Source organism: Roseateles sp. (assembly GCF_052436255.1).
Lineage (GTDB): Bacteria > Pseudomonadota > Gammaproteobacteria > Burkholderiales > Burkholderiaceae_C > Pelomonas.
The window spans coordinates 149,487-164,772 of sequence record NZ_JBQVNP010000001.1 but is presented as its reverse complement, the minus strand read 5'-3'; the positions used below and the strand labels follow the sequence as shown (position 1 = coordinate 164,772).

Annotated in this window: 18 protein-coding genes; 7 read left to right on the top strand and 11 right to left on the bottom strand. The window is 64.5% G+C overall.

Annotated elements, in window-relative coordinates:
* Window positions 1-891: IS21 family transposase (istA, locus tag ACT6S0_RS00655; protein ID WP_444761985.1), on the bottom strand; the 891-nt coding region annotated here is incomplete at its 3' end.
* A 147-nt stretch (window positions 892-1,038) separates the two neighbouring features.
* Between istA and ACT6S0_RS00650 the strand changes: the two genes are divergently transcribed.
* On the top strand, window positions 1,039-1,380 hold the full coding sequence (locus ACT6S0_RS00650; RefSeq protein ID WP_444761984.1) for a hypothetical protein: 342 nt from the start codon (window positions 1,039-1,041) through the stop codon (window positions 1,378-1,380).
* Between the two features lie 126 nt (window positions 1,381-1,506).
* Complete coding sequence (locus ACT6S0_RS00645) at window positions 1,507-2,163, top strand: AAA family ATPase (protein WP_444761983.1); 657 nt, start codon at window positions 1,507-1,509, stop codon at window positions 2,161-2,163.
* 13 nt (window positions 2,164-2,176) lie between these two features.
* Here ACT6S0_RS00645 and ACT6S0_RS00640 read toward each other — a convergent pair whose 3' ends face one another.
* Window positions 2,177-3,121, bottom strand: coding sequence for a relaxase/mobilization nuclease domain-containing protein (locus ACT6S0_RS00640; RefSeq protein WP_444761982.1), 945 nt, complete (start codon window positions 3,119-3,121; stop codon window positions 2,177-2,179).
* Window positions 3,118-3,720, bottom strand: coding sequence for a hypothetical protein (locus ACT6S0_RS00635; RefSeq protein WP_444761981.1), 603 nt, complete (start codon window positions 3,718-3,720; stop codon window positions 3,118-3,120). Before ACT6S0_RS00635 ends, ACT6S0_RS00640 begins: the two co-directional genes overlap by 4 nt.
* Before the next feature lie 258 nt (window positions 3,721-3,978).
* On the opposite strand from ACT6S0_RS00635, the gene ACT6S0_RS00630 reads away from it, so the two are divergent.
* Genes ACT6S0_RS00630 through ACT6S0_RS00620 form a run of 3 tightly spaced genes read left to right on the top strand, consistent with a single transcriptional unit; the run spans window position 3,979 to window position 5,665 of the window.
* Window positions 3,979-4,476 carry a hypothetical protein gene (locus ACT6S0_RS00630; RefSeq protein ID WP_444761980.1) on the top strand — a complete coding sequence of 166 codons (498 nt, stop codon included), beginning with the start codon at window positions 3,979-3,981 and terminating at the stop codon, window positions 4,474-4,476.
* Window positions 4,473-5,216 carry a StbB family protein gene (stbB, locus tag ACT6S0_RS00625; protein WP_444761979.1) on the top strand — a complete coding sequence of 248 codons (744 nt, stop codon included), beginning with the start codon at window positions 4,473-4,475 and terminating at the stop codon, window positions 5,214-5,216. The genes ACT6S0_RS00630 and stbB overlap by 4 nt, the downstream gene beginning before the upstream one ends.
* Complete coding sequence (locus ACT6S0_RS00620; RefSeq protein WP_444761978.1) at window positions 5,213-5,665, top strand: hypothetical protein; 453 nt, start codon at window positions 5,213-5,215, stop codon at window positions 5,663-5,665. The genes stbB and ACT6S0_RS00620 overlap by 4 nt, the downstream gene beginning before the upstream one ends.
* 24 nt (window positions 5,666-5,689) lie before the next feature.
* Here the strand turns inward: ACT6S0_RS00620 and ACT6S0_RS00615 are convergent, their stop codons facing one another.
* From ACT6S0_RS00615 to ACT6S0_RS00600, 4 genes are all read right to left on the bottom strand, one after another.
* Window positions 5,690-6,070, bottom strand: coding sequence for a hypothetical protein (locus ACT6S0_RS00615; RefSeq protein WP_444761977.1), 381 nt, complete (start codon window positions 6,068-6,070; stop codon window positions 5,690-5,692).
* Window positions 6,051-6,494 (bottom strand): DUF7673 family protein, encoded by a 444-nt coding sequence (locus ACT6S0_RS00610; RefSeq protein ID WP_444761976.1) that lies wholly within the window; start codon window positions 6,492-6,494, stop codon window positions 6,051-6,053. Before ACT6S0_RS00610 ends, ACT6S0_RS00615 begins: the two co-directional genes overlap by 20 nt.
* 101 nt (window positions 6,495-6,595) lie before the next feature.
* The gene (locus tag ACT6S0_RS00605; protein WP_444761975.1) at window positions 6,596-7,465 is read right to left on the bottom strand and encodes a DUF932 domain-containing protein; all 870 of its coding nucleotides are present in this window, start codon (window positions 7,463-7,465) and stop codon (window positions 6,596-6,598) included.
* A 72-nt stretch (window positions 7,466-7,537) separates the two neighbouring features.
* Entirely contained in the window at window positions 7,538-7,951 is a 414-nt protein-coding gene (locus ACT6S0_RS00600; protein ID WP_444761974.1) for a single-stranded DNA-binding protein, read from the bottom strand.
* Between the two features lie 740 nt (window positions 7,952-8,691).
* Here ACT6S0_RS00600 and ACT6S0_RS00595 point away from each other — a divergent pair.
* Window positions 8,692-9,906: a hypothetical protein gene (locus tag ACT6S0_RS00595; RefSeq protein ID WP_444761973.1), complete on the top strand. Its 1,215-nt coding sequence runs from the start codon at window positions 8,692-8,694 to the stop codon at window positions 9,904-9,906.
* A gap of 335 nt (window positions 9,907-10,241) precedes the next feature.
* On the opposite strand, the gene ACT6S0_RS00590 is transcribed toward ACT6S0_RS00595, so the two are convergent.
* Window positions 10,242-10,778 carry a DUF6900 domain-containing protein gene (locus ACT6S0_RS00590; protein WP_444761972.1) on the bottom strand — a complete coding sequence of 179 codons (537 nt, stop codon included), beginning with the start codon at window positions 10,776-10,778 and terminating at the stop codon, window positions 10,242-10,244.
* Between the two features lie 11 nt (window positions 10,779-10,789).
* Window positions 10,790-11,500, bottom strand: coding sequence for a DNA methyltransferase (locus ACT6S0_RS00585; RefSeq protein ID WP_444761971.1), 711 nt, complete (start codon window positions 11,498-11,500; stop codon window positions 10,790-10,792).
* 1,027 nt (window positions 11,501-12,527) lie between these two features.
* Between ACT6S0_RS00585 and ACT6S0_RS00580 the strand changes: the two genes are divergently transcribed.
* Window positions 12,528-13,457, top strand: coding sequence for a hypothetical protein (locus tag ACT6S0_RS00580; RefSeq protein ID WP_310333277.1), 930 nt, complete (start codon window positions 12,528-12,530; stop codon window positions 13,455-13,457).
* Window positions 13,458-13,663: 206 nt separating this feature from the next.
* On the opposite strand, the gene ACT6S0_RS00575 is transcribed toward ACT6S0_RS00580, so the two are convergent.
* Together ACT6S0_RS00575 and ACT6S0_RS00570 are read right to left on the bottom strand one after the other, a co-directional pair.
* Complete coding sequence (locus ACT6S0_RS00575) at window positions 13,664-14,593, bottom strand: DNA/RNA non-specific endonuclease (RefSeq protein WP_310333276.1); 930 nt, start codon at window positions 14,591-14,593, stop codon at window positions 13,664-13,666.
* 94 nt (window positions 14,594-14,687) lie between these two features.
* Entirely contained in the window at window positions 14,688-15,068 is a 381-nt protein-coding gene (locus tag ACT6S0_RS00570) for an H-NS histone family protein (protein ID WP_310333274.1), read from the bottom strand.
* Between the last annotated feature and the right edge of the window lie 218 nt (window positions 15,069-15,286).

Below are 15,286 nucleotides of genomic sequence, written 5' to 3'. Positions count from 1 at the left end.
CTCGAGCATCTCGGCCACGCTGAACTGGTCGTGCTCGGGGTGGCGGACCTCGTCCCACAGGGCGCGACACCGGTCGCCCAGCCAGGCGTTGAGTTCGACGAAGCTGCCGAACTTGAGCTTGGCCGCGTCGATCCAGATGCGCCGGCGGCTGTCCTGTACGTTCTTCTCGACGACACCCTTCTCCCAGCCCGAGGCGACGTTGCAGAAGTCGGCATCGAACAGGTAGTGTGCGCACATCACGGCGAAGCGCTTGTTGACGACGCGGCCCTTGCCCTTCTTGACCTTGTCGACCGCCGTCTTCATGTTGTCGTAGATGCCGCGCCGGGCCACGCCGCCCAGCGCCGCGAACGAGCGGGTGTGCGCGTCGAACAGCATCTCGTGGCCTTGGCTGGGGTAGGCCACCAGCCAGAAGGCCTTCGACGCACACAGCTTCAGGTGCGAGACCTGCATGCGGTAGTAGATGCCGCCCACCACCAGCCCCTCTTCGCTCCAATCGAACTGGAAGGCCTCGCCCAGCTCAAAGACCAGGGGCACGAAGGCCTTGGTGGATATGGACTGGCCCTCACCCTGGCGCCAGGCCCGGATGAAGTCGGTAACTCGGCTATAGCCCCCGCCGTAGCCCTCCAGCTTGATCTGCTCATGCAGGGCCCGCGCCGTGCGCCGCTCGTGCCTCGGGCGGTGCGCGTCCACCTTGAGGGCTCGCTTGAGCGACTCGTGGAACGGCATGAGCTTGCCCGGCATCTCGCCGCGCCGGTAGCTAGGCGCCTCCAGCACCGCCTCCTTCAACCATTTGCGCACCGTGTTGCGCGACAAACTCGTCAGCCGCACGATCTCTCGAACAGACTTCTTCTCGCGGAAATGCATCCGCTTGACCTTGCCAATCATGGCCATGGTGATCACTCCTTCCCCCTGCTCAAGAAAGAGGCAGGGTAGGTCGAACACCCGGGTCAAATTTGGATCGGCACTATCGCTGTAGGTGGGTCAATTTTCGGTCGGCGCCAACACTTCGGAACGCGCCACGAGGGAATGTCGTTCACGATGAAGCCGCAGGACGCAGTGCTGATCGTGTCCCGGGAGCGGGTTGGGAATTTCATGAACGGACTGCCCCCAGCTCAGGCCGCCCGAACGCTGGTCGTGCATGACGAAGTGCACGGCCTGGGGGCTCCTCAGTCCCGCCGTGACCTGGCCGGCAAGCACGCTCGTTTTGGTTACGTGCTCGGCTTGTCCGCCACGCCGGAGCGTGAGTACGACGAAGAAGGGACGGCTTTCATCGAATCCGAGATTGGGCGCGTCGTTTTCGAGTTCGGGTTGGAAGACGCGATTCGCAAGGGCATCCTGGTCGAGTTCGATTACGTGCCACTGCCAGCCGTTAAGCCTTGAGAAACAACTCCTGGCGATGTTGGACGACCTGAGCGCGAGGGGTGCGAGCGAAGAGGGGCAGATGCTGGGCATCAACCTTCTTGTCCAAGCTGTGGTTCCCCCACCCGGCTCCTTGGCAGACCAGCTATGAAGATCGAGATCATCGGTTGGAGGTCGCAGGGATTCAGATGCCCGGACATGGAGGTGTCGTTCAAACGGGAGAACACGGTTCCCAAGGTCGCACTGATCCAGATGCCGAACGGCACGGGAAAGACCACGACGCTCAACTTGCTTAAGGCCACGCTCACCGGTGAAGCCAAGGACTGGGGGCCGGCTCGAATCGGCGAGTTTCGACGTGCCGGTGACTCCAACAGCACAGGCAAGTTCTCAGTTGAGCTCCGCATCGACGATCGCGCCCTGAAACTCGAACTCACGCTTGACTTTGACTTCGGCCAAACGAGCTACACAACGCAGTCGCCTGACGTCGGAGGCTTCAATGCAGGCTGGACTCCACCGTCTAACGTTCGTCGCTTTCTGACGCGGAGATTTGTCGATCTGTTCATCTTCGACGGCGAACTGGCCAACCGGCTGCTGAACCCCGAGGAGTCGCGCGCAGAAGAGGCCATTGAAGCACTCGGCCAGCTTGATTTGCTGGACGAAGTTCGCAACGGCGGTTTCAACGAGCTTGTCTCGCGGTACAGCGACAATCGCCCATGGTCAGCGGCAGAGTTCTATCAGTGGTACGTGCCCGAAGTTCAAAAAGTCGTTGAGCAGAATACCGCTTGGAACTCTCTTGGGGCCTGAAGCGGCGAAGCGCTCAACGACGCGGCGAGTGATCGATTGAGCGCGTTCGCTGAACGATAGGTGGAAGAGCGTGCTGCCGACCACTGCGCGGCATCGGGTCCAAGAACTGGCTGATCTCCACCGCCAGCCTCGCGTCCCGTGGGTCTTGAGAGCTCGTCAGAGCTCGAGCGATATGCCCCCAGGCCTCCGCAACCCTTGAGTTTGACTTGCGGGAACCGGCAGCGCCAACGCCGAGTCCACTTCTGAGTCGACCTTCCTGTCCGGCTCTCAGGCGCCATAGCGGGTCGCCACGCATCAGGTTTCCACGCGTCAGCCGCCTGGTCGCTTCAGCGTCGATTCCAAGGCCTCGAAGCTTTTCAGCAAAGGTTTCGCGCCATCGGGCCAAATCGGCTTTACGAGGATTCAGTCGTCTTCCGCTTCTTGACTCCGCCCGGACGCTGATGTGTACGTGAGGGTTTGCTTGGTGATCGTGCAGCACCATGACGTACTTGTGGCCGGCCAGTTCAGCCTGTGCAAACTCTCGCGCCGCACGCTGAACGGTCAGCGGATCCGTACCTCGCGGCATCGACAGCATGATGTTGAACGCCTCGCGTCGACCACTGGGTTCGGCATCCTCAGGAATCAGCCCGCCGCTGAATCGCCAGTCGTCAGCCAGCTCGCGAACCGCTTGCGCACCGTTGATGATTTCTCCACAGTCGTCCTCGATGTCCAGGCGGCCATTCTTGCTGATGTAGCGGAAGTGTGCAGCGATTGCTCGCATGCTGCGGCCTCCCCCGGTGACCTTCACCATCACCTGCGGCGCGCGCCGCACTGTTGCGGCGATGCGCCTGCGAACATCAGCCGCTCGGCGGTGAAGCGCGTCGCCGGTCAGCTTGGGCGGAGCGTTCCCCTTCACCATGCGATTGCCGGTGTAGAAGAGCCTGTCCCCCCACGTGACCAGGACGCCGTCGATGTTCACACCTGTCGCCATGACTTCCTCCGCTGCGCCTTCTGGACATGGGCTGAACGCGCGGGCCGACGACTGGGCAGTAGGTCTGCGAGCGCCTGCGAGGCAACCCGGAGATGCTCACGGACGTCGCCATCCAGACGATCAAGCAGCTCTCGGTACACCAGAGCCTGCTGGACATCGCCCGCGCGCAGCAACCTCATCAGTTGGTGGAGGCTGCGACTGAGGGTCGACAGTTCTGCGCAGGAACTTGTGAGCGCAACGATTTGCTCGGGCCGACCGCCACCGGCCAACAGCACCGGTACGCCCTCGACAAGGCCCGCCAGATAGGCGCCTCGCGATAGCTTCGCCGCGCGAGCGCCAGCTGCAAGCCGGTCAGCCTCTTCGCGGCGCATACGGATGGAGAGCTTGATCCAGCCATCCGCGCTCGGTTCGTTGCTCAATGACTCCGCCGGTGCGCCCTCCTCTACGCCGGGCTCACCGAGCTCAACCGCCACAGCTTTGCGCACGACCACCGAGATGCTGACCCGGTGTTGCGCTGCACACGCCACCAGCGGGGCCTTCAGGCCTTGCATATCGACGGTGACGAAGGCATGCGTAGAGGTGCTCATAAGCCGGCAGAAAGGAGGTGCGCGGAGCGCTTGTGAAATCGGCGGCAGGCCGCCTATCTCTGCACTCACCCATGAACCCAGTATTGGCCTGATCCACGGCCTCATGGCCGCTGGATTCAGACCTCAAATGCCGCAGCCTCCAAGGCCTGCGGCGCGCCGAACATCAGGTCAGGCGGGTCCAAGTGAACCGTCTTCGGGCCATCTCTGGGTCGAAGTGAACCGGAAGCGAACCTGAGCCGGGTCGAAAGTGGGTCAAAAGTGAACCGATGCGACGCAAAGGCGGATCAGCCCGGCTCCGAAGCCGGCGCGAGGAACTCATCGACTGGAGCATCGCTGGCGCAAGAGCCGTCGGGCGAACTGCTGCCCACGCAGCCGCCTGGCCAGCGTTCGCGCAAGGCGCGCAGGTACGGCCACCAGATCCGCAGCCTTCACGCGCAGGGCTACTCCCTCGAAACCATTCGCGAGACGCTGGCAGAAGCCGGCGTCGTGGTGAGCAAGAGCACTGTGCAGCGCGAGGCCGCACGCTGCCCGTCATCAGCCGCACAGCAGCCGAAACAGCGGCAGGAACCCGTAGCAACGGTCAGCGTCGAACAGCTGTCTGCGCAGGCAGTGACCACCGCAGCGCATGCCGTCGCGCAGCCTCATCTCGCAGGCGACGTCGCCCACACGTCGCTGCACCAGTCCGGCAAGGAGGTCGCCGAGGCGTTCTTCGAGTCCCGGGTCAACAACCCACTCCTCAGAAAGGACGTGCGATGAAAGTAGCCATCATCAATTTCTCGGGCAACGTCGGGAAGTCCACCGTTGCCAGGCATCTGCTGAAGCCTCGAATTCCTGAGGCCGAGGTGGTCGCCATCGAGAGCATCAACGCCGAGGAAGGCGAAACGCAGTCGCTGCGCGGCCGGCAGTTCGACGCGCTGCAGGAGTACCTGCAGGTCGCCGACAACGTGATCGTCGACATTGGCGCGAGCAACGTCGAGGAGTTGCTCGCGGCCATGAAGCGCTACCGCGGCAGCCACACCGACTTCGATCACTTCATCGTGCCGACCGTTCCTGCGTTGAAGCAGCAGCAGGACACCGTCGCCACGCTCATTGAGCTCGCAAGGCTCGGCATACCCACGTCCAAGATTCACGTCTTGTTCAACATGGTGGATGAGACCAACGACTTCGCGCGTGAGTTCGAACCGTTGCTGGCGTTCCTTACAGCGCATCCTGTCGCGCACGCAGACCCTGCCTGCCGGATGACCGCCAACGAAATCTACGGTCGCGTTCGCCGATCCGGCGCCGACCTAGCTGCACTCGTAGCCGATGACACCGACTACAAGGCCGCCATCTCAGCCGCAGCCGGCCAGGCGGAGAAGGTCACTCTGGCGCAGCGTCTGGCCACACGCCGTCTGGCGCTCGGCGTAGTGCCGGAGTTGGACGACTGCTTCGTCGCGCTGCGGCTGAGTCAGGAAGCCAAGCCGTCTAGACCCAAGGCCAGCCGGGCAGCCGAATGACCATGACCTCCAGCGCGCGGGAAGCTCTGATCGCGGAACTGCTGGGAGAGGTCGCCGCACTGCTCAATCGGGTGGACACGTTGCTACCGGCCTTGCAAGAGCAGTGCGACGCAGTCACCCGGGCAGGCGTCGGTCTTGAGGAGCGGGCGGCGAAGACGGAAGCACACATCGCGGCTATCGCCGGCGCGGCGAGCACCCATGCAGTCAAGCACATTGCGCGCAAGGCCGACGAGATGGCGCGAAGCACGGTCGATGCCCAGACCAGAGCGATCCAGGCGGCGGCGCACGAGCTGTTTCGTACGGAGTTGTCCGCCACACTGCGCCAAGTGACGGCTGCGATGGACAAGGCTCAACAACGGACCCGAGTTCGATGGTGGTCATACGCAGCCACTGCGATCGGCACGTCGCTGGTCAGCTGCGCGTTCACCGCCTACTTGCTCACGCACTGAGCCCCCAAGGGGCCCTCGGTGGCGCTACGCGCTTAGCGTGGCATCGATCCTGACGCCGAGTTCGCAGGCAATTCCTACCGCTGCTTTGGTCCCAAAGTCCGCTCGACCCGTACCAACATATCGCTGCGCAACGCGCAGCGCAGTGCGCAGGTCTTGCGCAGCGTCGCCCACCTCGCCTGCCGGCCTGTTCATCGCCACCGTCATCCGCAGCACCTGCGTCAAGCGGTCGATGTCATTGAGGTACGCATGCAACTGCCGCTGCCAGGGCTTGGAAGACGGCAACGACTTCAGCACCGCCTGAACCAGATCATCTAGGTCGCTGATGGTCTTGGCAGCCTGCTCCTCCCGCAGCATTTGCGGCTGCACTGCGGGCTCCTCGCTCAAATCATCCTTGGTGTTCTCCATCCCATGCAAGGATAAAACACGTCGATGACTGCGGGCTCCCTCGAAGTCGGCAGAACCTTCCCTGGCCCTGCAGCCTCAGTCGGAGCCACGCGCGCAGTCCCCAGTCCTGAATGACGGCGCGCACCCGCATTTCTCCATCAGGAACCAGCCGGTAGAGGTCAGCGCGTGCCCAGCGCAACGCGTCCAGGCACAGCAGCATGTCGTCGCCAATCTGCGCGTCGACTGCTCGGAGTTCGAACAGGTCGAAAGGGTAGCGGCGGCCGTTGTAGGTGGAAGCAACGAACGCCGCCACGCGGCGCGCCTGGCCAGTGTCGCTGCCCTCGGCGAGTTTTAGCAGCCGCGCGAAGGCCTGGCCGCCTTCTGCGGTGGCCTTCTGCGCGCGCACGGCGAAGCCGGCAAGCTGCTCCAAAGTAGTGTTGGTCATGATCGTCTCCAGCGGACGGAGGACGGGCCCATGGTCGGGCCGGATCAGGCTGGCCAATGCGCTGGATTCGGGGGCCGAGTCCAGCGCACGCCGGGGGGCGATCAAGCCTTCAGCTTGCGCATCTCTTCGGCCAGCATCCACAACGCGCGGTTCAGGCTCACGCCCCTGTCGATGCTGCCTACCGGCCGCGTGCGCATACGCCGCCCCTGTGCGGTGCGGCCTGGCTGACCACCCTGAATCACGTTCTCCTGCACGCGTTGGAACGTCGTCCACAGGCTGTTGCCACGGTCCTCGACGCGGCGCGCCTGGATCAGTTGGTCTGCAGTGATCGGCGCCGGACGGTGCCCGCCGGTTTGCTCGATGACGTGTTCACCGAATCGAAGCGCCAAGGCGGCCGTTGCGAAGGCGGTCTGTTCGCGTGAGTCCAGTTGCAGCGCCTTCATGCCCTCGGCATGGGCCTCGACCGTTTCGAACTCATCGAGCACCCTGAACGCGCCTTCGATGACGTCACCCCGAACATCGCCGCGATGAGGGATGCGGATGTCCTCCACCACGTCCCCGATGACCAACCCGTTGCAGCACACGAACCGAAACATCCCCGCTAGCATTTGGTACGAGCTGGCTCCATCGTGCGAGTTGATCAGGATGATCTCGTTGGCCTCGGGCTTGGTCTGCACCTGCCCGGCATGGCGCATGCGGATCATGTGCTTCGTGAACTCGGTCTTGCCTTCCACCCGGCTGGCGCCCTGGGCAACCATGAAGGGCTCGAACCCCTCCTTGCGCAGACCGCGCAGCACGTCGATGGTCGGGATGTAGGTGTAGCGAGCCGAGCGGCTGGCATGTTTTCCCTCGGCAAAGATGGAAGGCGCGGCAGCGCGCATCTGGTCCTCGTCAAGCGGGTTCTCGCTGCGCAGGGTGCGAGTGGAACCGCCTGCAAAGCGGGCGGCAAGCGTGGGATGGGTCGAGTACATGACGGATTCCTTCGATCGTTGGTGAGTTCGAAGGGCGGACAGCGCGTTCGTGCGACGCCCGCCCCGATGGGGTCAGGCATGGGCAGGACGGCGTGCGTCCGCGTTGCCACCGGGCTTGGGCTTGCCGCCATCGCGCCGCGCCTGAGCTTCTCCCCGGCTGTCCAGGAAGTCGACTTCCTCGGCGGTGAAGTCCCAGCCGTAGACCGTCTGGCCGTCCTTCTCGTAGACGTTGCTGCGCATCCGCCCGACGATGTTCACGTGCGAGCCCCGGTCCAGGTACGCCGCCGCGTTCTCGGCCAGCGCGCCCCAGAGGGTCCACTGCACGGCCGTCGGGTGCTGCTCGCGTGCGTCACCGGACCCGCGTACTGCGTTGCTGATCGCGGTCAGCGTGCCCTTCGTGATGCGCCCTGCACTGCCATCGACGAACTCGATGCGTACAGGCCCCGCCAGATGCGCATGCCGCTGGAAGACTTGAATGTTGGCCATAGCCACTCTCCTTGCGTGAGAGACCAGCCGGCCCCCTTCCTGGGTTCCTGAAAACTGATCCTCTCGCTCGGCTCTCCTCGCCCCCGCCCACGGGCGGGCGGGGGGTGGGCATGGCCCCTTCCGGCGGGAAGGGGTGGGGGATGGGGTCGGGTTTGAACGCAGCCGAAGCAGTGCGCCGGTTTCCCGGCTCACCGCATCGAGATCCCCCCACAAGTCCCCCTCACCCAGGGACGGGGGTTGTGGGGGGAGCGCGGTGGGACGACCGACGCACAGGCTGCCCCTCGGGCGCCGAAGCGCCGCAGCCGATGTGCCGGCTCGGCTGGCGCAGCGGTTGCAGCGAAGTCGCCCGCATTGCCCGAGTAGCGGCGACTCCGCGAACGGCGTGACACCAAGCGCAGCGACTGGCGCGATGGTCGAGCCGCTGCGAGCAGGTCCGGCATTCGCGGCCCGGCTCCGGGCATGGCGGGTGCGAGGGGTGGCGATCTGGCCGGTCGCGCGCGAAGCGCAGCCGATCAAGTCCGGCCAGTTCGCCAAGTGGGCCTGTTCACGCACAGCGTGAAGGAAATTGGCTCGCGAGCCCCTCGCACGGGCGGGCCGCCCCATCCAATCCACGCGTGCGCAGCACGCCATGCGAAGGGCTCTCGCGGTGGTGCCGAGCAGGCCCGGCGCAACCCGCGCCGAGGTGTCGCCGCGCAGCCATATCATCCGCGCGGACACAACGCCCAGTACCCGGAGGATCTATGCGCAGATGGCAAGCTGTACTGGGAGCATCGCTCGCCAGTCTGACCTTGTGCGGCCACGCCGCCGAACTCGGCGTCGCCTCGTTCAACATCGCATGGGCGGGCACGGAAGCGGACTTCAGCGAACACATCCGCGTCTGCACGACCCCGGCCGTGAACTGGTGTGACACGCGCGCCAGGATCCCCAGAGGTGCGACAGCACCCACTCCGGAAGAGGACGCGCGCGCCAAGCAGTGCCAGGCCGACTTCGACGCGGCATCCGGTGGGGCTGCCAAGGCAATGCTCGTCGCGCCGTGCAATGCCTACCGGCTCACCGCATCAAAGTGGAAGAAGGGGCCGCCTTCGGTTCACACTGAAAAGCTTGAAGGCCTGCGCAACACCGTGAACGGGCTCATTCGCGACCAGGGCATCGATGTGATCGCCTTCCAGGAGGTGCGATCCGAGGCAGCCATCAAGGACATCCTCGGCAGCCACGCGGCCGACTTCGACGCATGCGTCGCACCCCACACGGCGTTCCAGACCGTCGGATTCGCATGGCGCCGGTCCGTCTCCTCCAAGCCTGGCGCGTGCAAGCCGGAGCCTAGCCTTGCAATCAAGGAGGACACCAAAGCCGCCGCTTCCTTGCGCTACCTGCGCCCCGGCCTCGCGCTCTCGCTGACGATCGGCAAGGAGACGGTCACGTTGATGAACGTGCACCTCAAGTCCGGTTGCGCCAACCTCATCGACAGTCCGGCCTTCAAGGGGAATGAACTGACGGACGACCGCGCTGCCTGTCAGGTGCTCAACCGCCAGGTCGCACCGCTGGAAAACTGGGTCGACATCGTGGCCACCGCGTCTCCGCTGTTCGTGCTTCTCGGTGACTTCAACCGGCGTGTGGACGAGGAGGCCGCCCAGAAGCTGGCAGCAACGGACGTTCGCAAGGACCACACCGATCCCGCATCGCCGAACCGGACAGGACCTGAAGGCGAAGTCACTTCCCGCTTCCTCTGGCAGGAGCTGTCGGATGGTCGGCCATCGGCCCTGTTTCAGGTGCCACTGGCCGAGTCACCCGACTGCAAGGGCTTCGTGGGTCTGGACCACATCCTGATCAGCGAGGCATTGAAGTCTCGGCAGACTGCTCCCCTCTCCTCGAAGAAGCTCAAGATCGACCAGAAAGACGCGCAGGTGATCCTGACCAGCGACCACTGCCCTCGGGTCACCAGACTCACGCTCTGACCTCCTGACGAGAGCACCAGGCATTGGCATCCGGTCGGCCGAGCTACATTGTCACCGCCACAACTCGCGGGCCTTGGGCTTGTCGCGGCCCGGCATCGGGCGTGGCGGGTGGGCGGGGAGCGGTCAGACAGCCGAGGCGCAGCCGCAGGCCCGCCTGTCCGCCGAGCGGCTCGTTCACGCACAGCGTGAAGGAAGCAAGCCGCGGTCCCCGGTCACGGGAGGGCCGCGATATCGCAGCCGACAGGACCACCCTCCCCATGCAGCCAGCTCTGTTGCAAGGAGATGCGGGCAGCCCGCCTTACGTCTGGGAACCCGGCTGCCCGCAGCTGCACAGATCACGCTGCAGCGTGCCAGCCCTCCTCGTACGCTTCGATCAACGCGTCGCGAACACTCCACACGCTGCAATCCCTGAAGTCCAGGCTGTCGGAGTTCCGGGCATGAAGCACCAGGAAGCCGAGTTGCTTGCGAGCGATCAAAGCGACCGTCTCCTCCATCATGTCGATGACCGTCGGGGGCAAGTCGACTCGGCGCGGCGCATCAATCACGGCGGGCGCCGCAGCGGCAGACATGCGCGCGGACGTCTCCGCCCTCGCCTCGAGCCTGGCCTCCTCCTCCGACTCGCGCAGCCGGGCTACCAAGTAGCGTGCCTCGACATTCGGATCGAGCGCATGGCATGCGATGGCCGCCAGCACCTCGTCGTCCAAAGTGGACACGAGGGGATGGCGTCGCAGTTGCTCGATCCGAGCGGCCAGCGCCCAGTCCGGCCGGTCCAGACGGGCCATGCCGGTGGCATCCATACGCGCGAATCCCAGCATGAAGTCGTGAAGCCGCAGCCGAAGCTCGGCCACCACATCGGATGACAACGGGTTCATGGCCATCCCCCTCAAGCCGCGGCTGCCAGCGACACGGCATCCACGCCGAGCGTGTGCAGCATGAGTTGCCGCATGCGAGCCAGGCGGGCGTTGGCAACCGACTGCATGCGCGCCTCCAGCTCGCATCCCATGCCGTGGCGCCCTGTCAGCCGCGCAGCCACCAGCGTTGACGCGCTGCCGGCGAATGGGTCCAGCACCACGCCGCCCACTGGACAGAAGCTCTCGATCAGCGGCATCAGCACCTGCACGGGCTTCTGCGTCGGGTGGAACTGGTTCGTGCTGTAGACCCAGTCGATCACGTCGCCGAGCAGGTAATCCGGCGGCCGCGGCGAGCCCTTCGCCAGCACGAAGGCCGATTCGTGCTGATAGCGCACCAGGCCGCTGGACGAGGTGTAGCGCTTCGGGAAAGTGAGATGCCCGCTCAGGCGGAAGCCGACGGCGCGCCAGGCGGACACGAACTCATCCACCTTCGTCCAGCCATAGAAGCTCACGCAGACGCTGTCGCGCTTGAGCAGCCGGTGCACCTCGGCGAAGGCCGGCTTCAACCAGTCGCCGACGCGGTCACCAGCCAGCGAGCGGCCCGACCGGTCACGGTAGTTGACGAGGTAGGGTGGGTCGGTGAGGCAGAAGTCCACCGAGTCACCAGGCAGGCCGGCGAGCACGGTTCGGCAATCACCAAGAAGTACGGTGTCAACGGGAAGGGATGGATGCACGGAAAGCATGGCGTCGCTCCGAAGAACTGGCGACGGGCTCTGGGAGACCCGCCCTGCGCCGATGCCAGGTGGTGGGACAGCGCATGCCCGGAGCTGCCGCCGGCGTTGATCGGGGCGCCAAGGTGACCGTGGAATAAACAGCGCCTGCCTAGGGGCCCGGCCCGGACGGCTTGCCGCCTGGCCCCGACCCTCGGACAGGCGCGGCTTTATGCCGCGAAAGCACCTTGCGAAGCGCCGGGGACAGGCCACCGGCCTGACGCGTCCGCAGGACGCCCCGGAGGGAGCGCACAGCGCGCCCACGCGCTGAACCCGGACAGCGCTGGCGGAAGATCCGGGCATGCGCTCCATCCCGTCGGTCGATCAATCCGAGGCGCCGCAGCCCGGAGGGCACAAGGTTCACGAGCTGCAGGCTCGTCACGCTTCCGCGCAGCGGTTCGAAGTTCAGCGGCCCGGCTCCGGGCGTGGCGGGTGCGAGGGTGGCGATCTGGCCTATACGCGCGAAGCGCAGCCGATCAGAAACGGTCAGTTCGCCAGGCGGGCCCGTTCACGCGCAGCGTGAAGGAGACTGGCCAGCCACTCCCGAGCACGGGCGGGCCGAGCTTCCAACCGCTGCGTGCGCAGCACGCCGAGCTTGCGTAGAGCGGGCGGTTCTGGACAGAGAGTTCACTTCCTTCTGGACAGGTTGACCAGTGCTGTCAGAGCGAGGTATTCAGCACTACTCAGCGCATCGAGCCTGTTCGATGCCCTGCACGCGAGCTCGGCAAGCTCGTCAGCGTAGCAACCCCCTTCAAGATCTAGAAACTGAAGCACTGCAGCCTTCAATCAGAGGTCAGACATTGGGTGCGGGTGCTAGGCGTGGTTGGCACTTAAGTCGGAGGCGTCCGATTCGCCGCCTTCGATTAAACTGGTCCTGCCTAGGGTCAGAAAAGGCAGGCCCCTCGAGCGCCGGCTCGAGAAATGGACAGCACGCTCCAGCCGCGTTCCTCTACGCACACGCGTAGAGGTGTTAACACACGCGTCAAAAATGAGGTGCGCCATGTCTAAATCCACACTGCCTTTCGATTTCAACGACGGTTTCAGTACCGATGCGCTCGCATACGGACTGGATGACTTCTATTTCCTCCAGGCCGGATCCCCGGGGCGAAGCCTGATGCTGCGGCGATCACCTCACCCGCTACCTGGGCCTGCGGAGTTCTCCATCTCGGACCCTATGCACGTCGCCTCCATGGCGATGTATGGGGCAATCTTGCTTCCGTTCAACAAGGCCGATGCACTAAGGGCCATTGATGAGGATGGCGCGTTCACTCGTCGCGTCGACGCACGGCTCACTAGCCTCCAGCGGTTGATCGAAGCGCGTCAAGACGAACTGCTTCCCTTTGGCTACAGGGTGATGTTCACTCCACCGAGCCGGGGATCGAAGTCGGAGGAGGAGGCGCCTCCTGGCACCGTCTCTCGCGCGGACTTCAAGTTGCCGGCGCCGCCCGAAGTGGCCCAGTTGCTGGATGAGTACGAGAGGGCTGAGGCTTACATCGAAAGCAAGCCCTCGGGCCGAATGAATCGGTACGCGGCGGAGTTTCTCCACTCTGACATCGCAAAGCTCCTTCGCTTTGTCGAGCAAGTCGACGCGGTCGCCGCAAGCTGGGGATTCGTGGATTATCGGACGTTGGTCCAGCCCGACCGGTTCATCGCGCGGCTGCTGGAGGCGCCCACCGCGAGCGACGCACATGCACGCGCGTTGCATTCGGTGAGCGCGCATCGCGACTTCTTCCGTACTCGACCTCCCATCGAGACCGCGTTGTTTGCGCGTGCCATGGCCGGCGAGTTTGAAGACTTCAGCTTTGAGATCCCTCCCGAAGGGTTGACCTTGGTTTACCGAGAGGGAGCCGAAGTCCGTCGGGAACTACTGGCCGACAGCTACCTGGATGCCTTTGGCGTCCTGAGGGCTTCCGGCGCACTGCGGTTCTGACGGAGGCGAGTGATGAGGAAGATGCGATGCCGCGAATGCGGTGGGCGCGGACACGACTTCATGCAGACGTGCCCGGACTGCAATGGGACGGGCGCCGCGCCTACTGAAGAGAACGCGCTGGGCCAGTGCCATAGGTGCTACGGAGACGGAGAAATCCAGGTCGACGAATGCAATCGCTGTCTTGGTACTGGTGCCGCGCAGCCGGATCAATAGAAGGTGAGTACCTGGGGCGGACCGGACCTCGAAGTCTGAGCCTCCCCTAGGCCAGCGAGGTCAATGGCCTCGCTGGACTCCCCCGCCACAAGCCCAGTTCTTGGTTCGCCCTTGCACGGGCAGGAGGCGGTGAAAGCTGCAGTCCGTAAGGACGGCCGGGCCACTCGGTTGCGCATCGGCAGCCATTCCACGGACGTACGCCGCACAAGTTCCTCGTAGGTGATCGGCCTGGACGGCCGCTCATCGTCGCGGTTGGCCTGCCAGTGGACCCAGGTCTGCCCAGTACGCGCGTCGTGGACCAGTTTGAAGAGGTGACTGGGAACACCTACCCCATTGGGGCCGACCCGCTCAGCAGCTCCCCCAAAGACGGCGCCGGTCACCACGTAGACATCCCCCTTGGCGCGTTGGACGTACTTGCGCGTGTCCTGCTCGATCTTCGACCAGGCGCCGGAGTTGTGCCGGATCGACTGCGGGACCATATTGGCCAGCGAGAACGACTGGGCCATGGCATCTTCCGTCGCCATGTCGCCTGATGCCGCCATGTGCCCACGCGAGTAGCCGGACCGCTTGTAGTCGTCGAGCTCTTCGCGCTCAGATCGCGGCAGGCGACCATCGGCAAAAAACCGATCCGACCGCTGTCGCTTGATGCCGCCGAGGGCCTGCTTGTTCAAACGCTGGGCCGCGTAGATGGGCGTCCTGGTCGCACCACTGTGCAACACGGCGAAGCCATCAAAGCAGAGCTCTCGAAGCTGCGCCCGCGCCGGCATCGCAGGCGGCTTCTGCCCCAGGAAAAACTGCGGGCATCGCGCGAACGATGTCGGCAGCCCAGTTGCTTCGAACGAGGAGGCAAACGCAATCGCCCAGGCCGGCAACGCAACGATCAGGCTCGCGAGAAGCTGGAGCCGACTGGAAAATCCGCGCACGAGGACAGGAGAGAGTTCATGGTGCGCGCATTGAACCACCCCCTGGATCAGCGACCCGCTTTCACCCTACGGACGGGCGATGCTGTCGATCAGGTCACTTGGCGATCAGCAGGTCCTCGGCGGTCTTGCCCGCCGCGAGTGCATCCTTGAACCAGTTCGGCCGCTTGCCCACACCCGACCACGTGCGACCCGTATCGTCGGTGTACTTGGCCACGCTGGCGACCTTGGCCTTGCGCACCTTCTTCGCTGGCGCAGCAGGCGTGTGCGCCTTGTTTACGGGCGCAACCACTTTCGCCGCAGCACGGCCGCGCTTCACGTGTGTCGCACCAAACAACTCATCTGGCGTGATGCCGTAATGGGCAATTGCTTCCTTGATTCGCGCCACGACCCCGGCCTTCTCCTTCAAGCGCAAGCTGTCTGCTTGCGACTGCAGTTTCGAGATCTGGTTCAGGAGCGTTTGCAGCTTGGTTGCCATGAGATTTCCATCGAGAAGGAACGCAGCGCATTCTTGCCGAACCTCGGCCAGCCACCTTGACGTTCAGAACGAGGCTCGCGTGAATGAGGCAATCGCAAAGCTTGATCACTCGCATCGTTGTCGCGCATCGCCCCGACACGACTGCGCTGGCAGACCGGGTCGTTCTTATCGACGGTGGTCAAATCGTGGCAGATGAGCGCCGCCGTCCGTACCAAGTC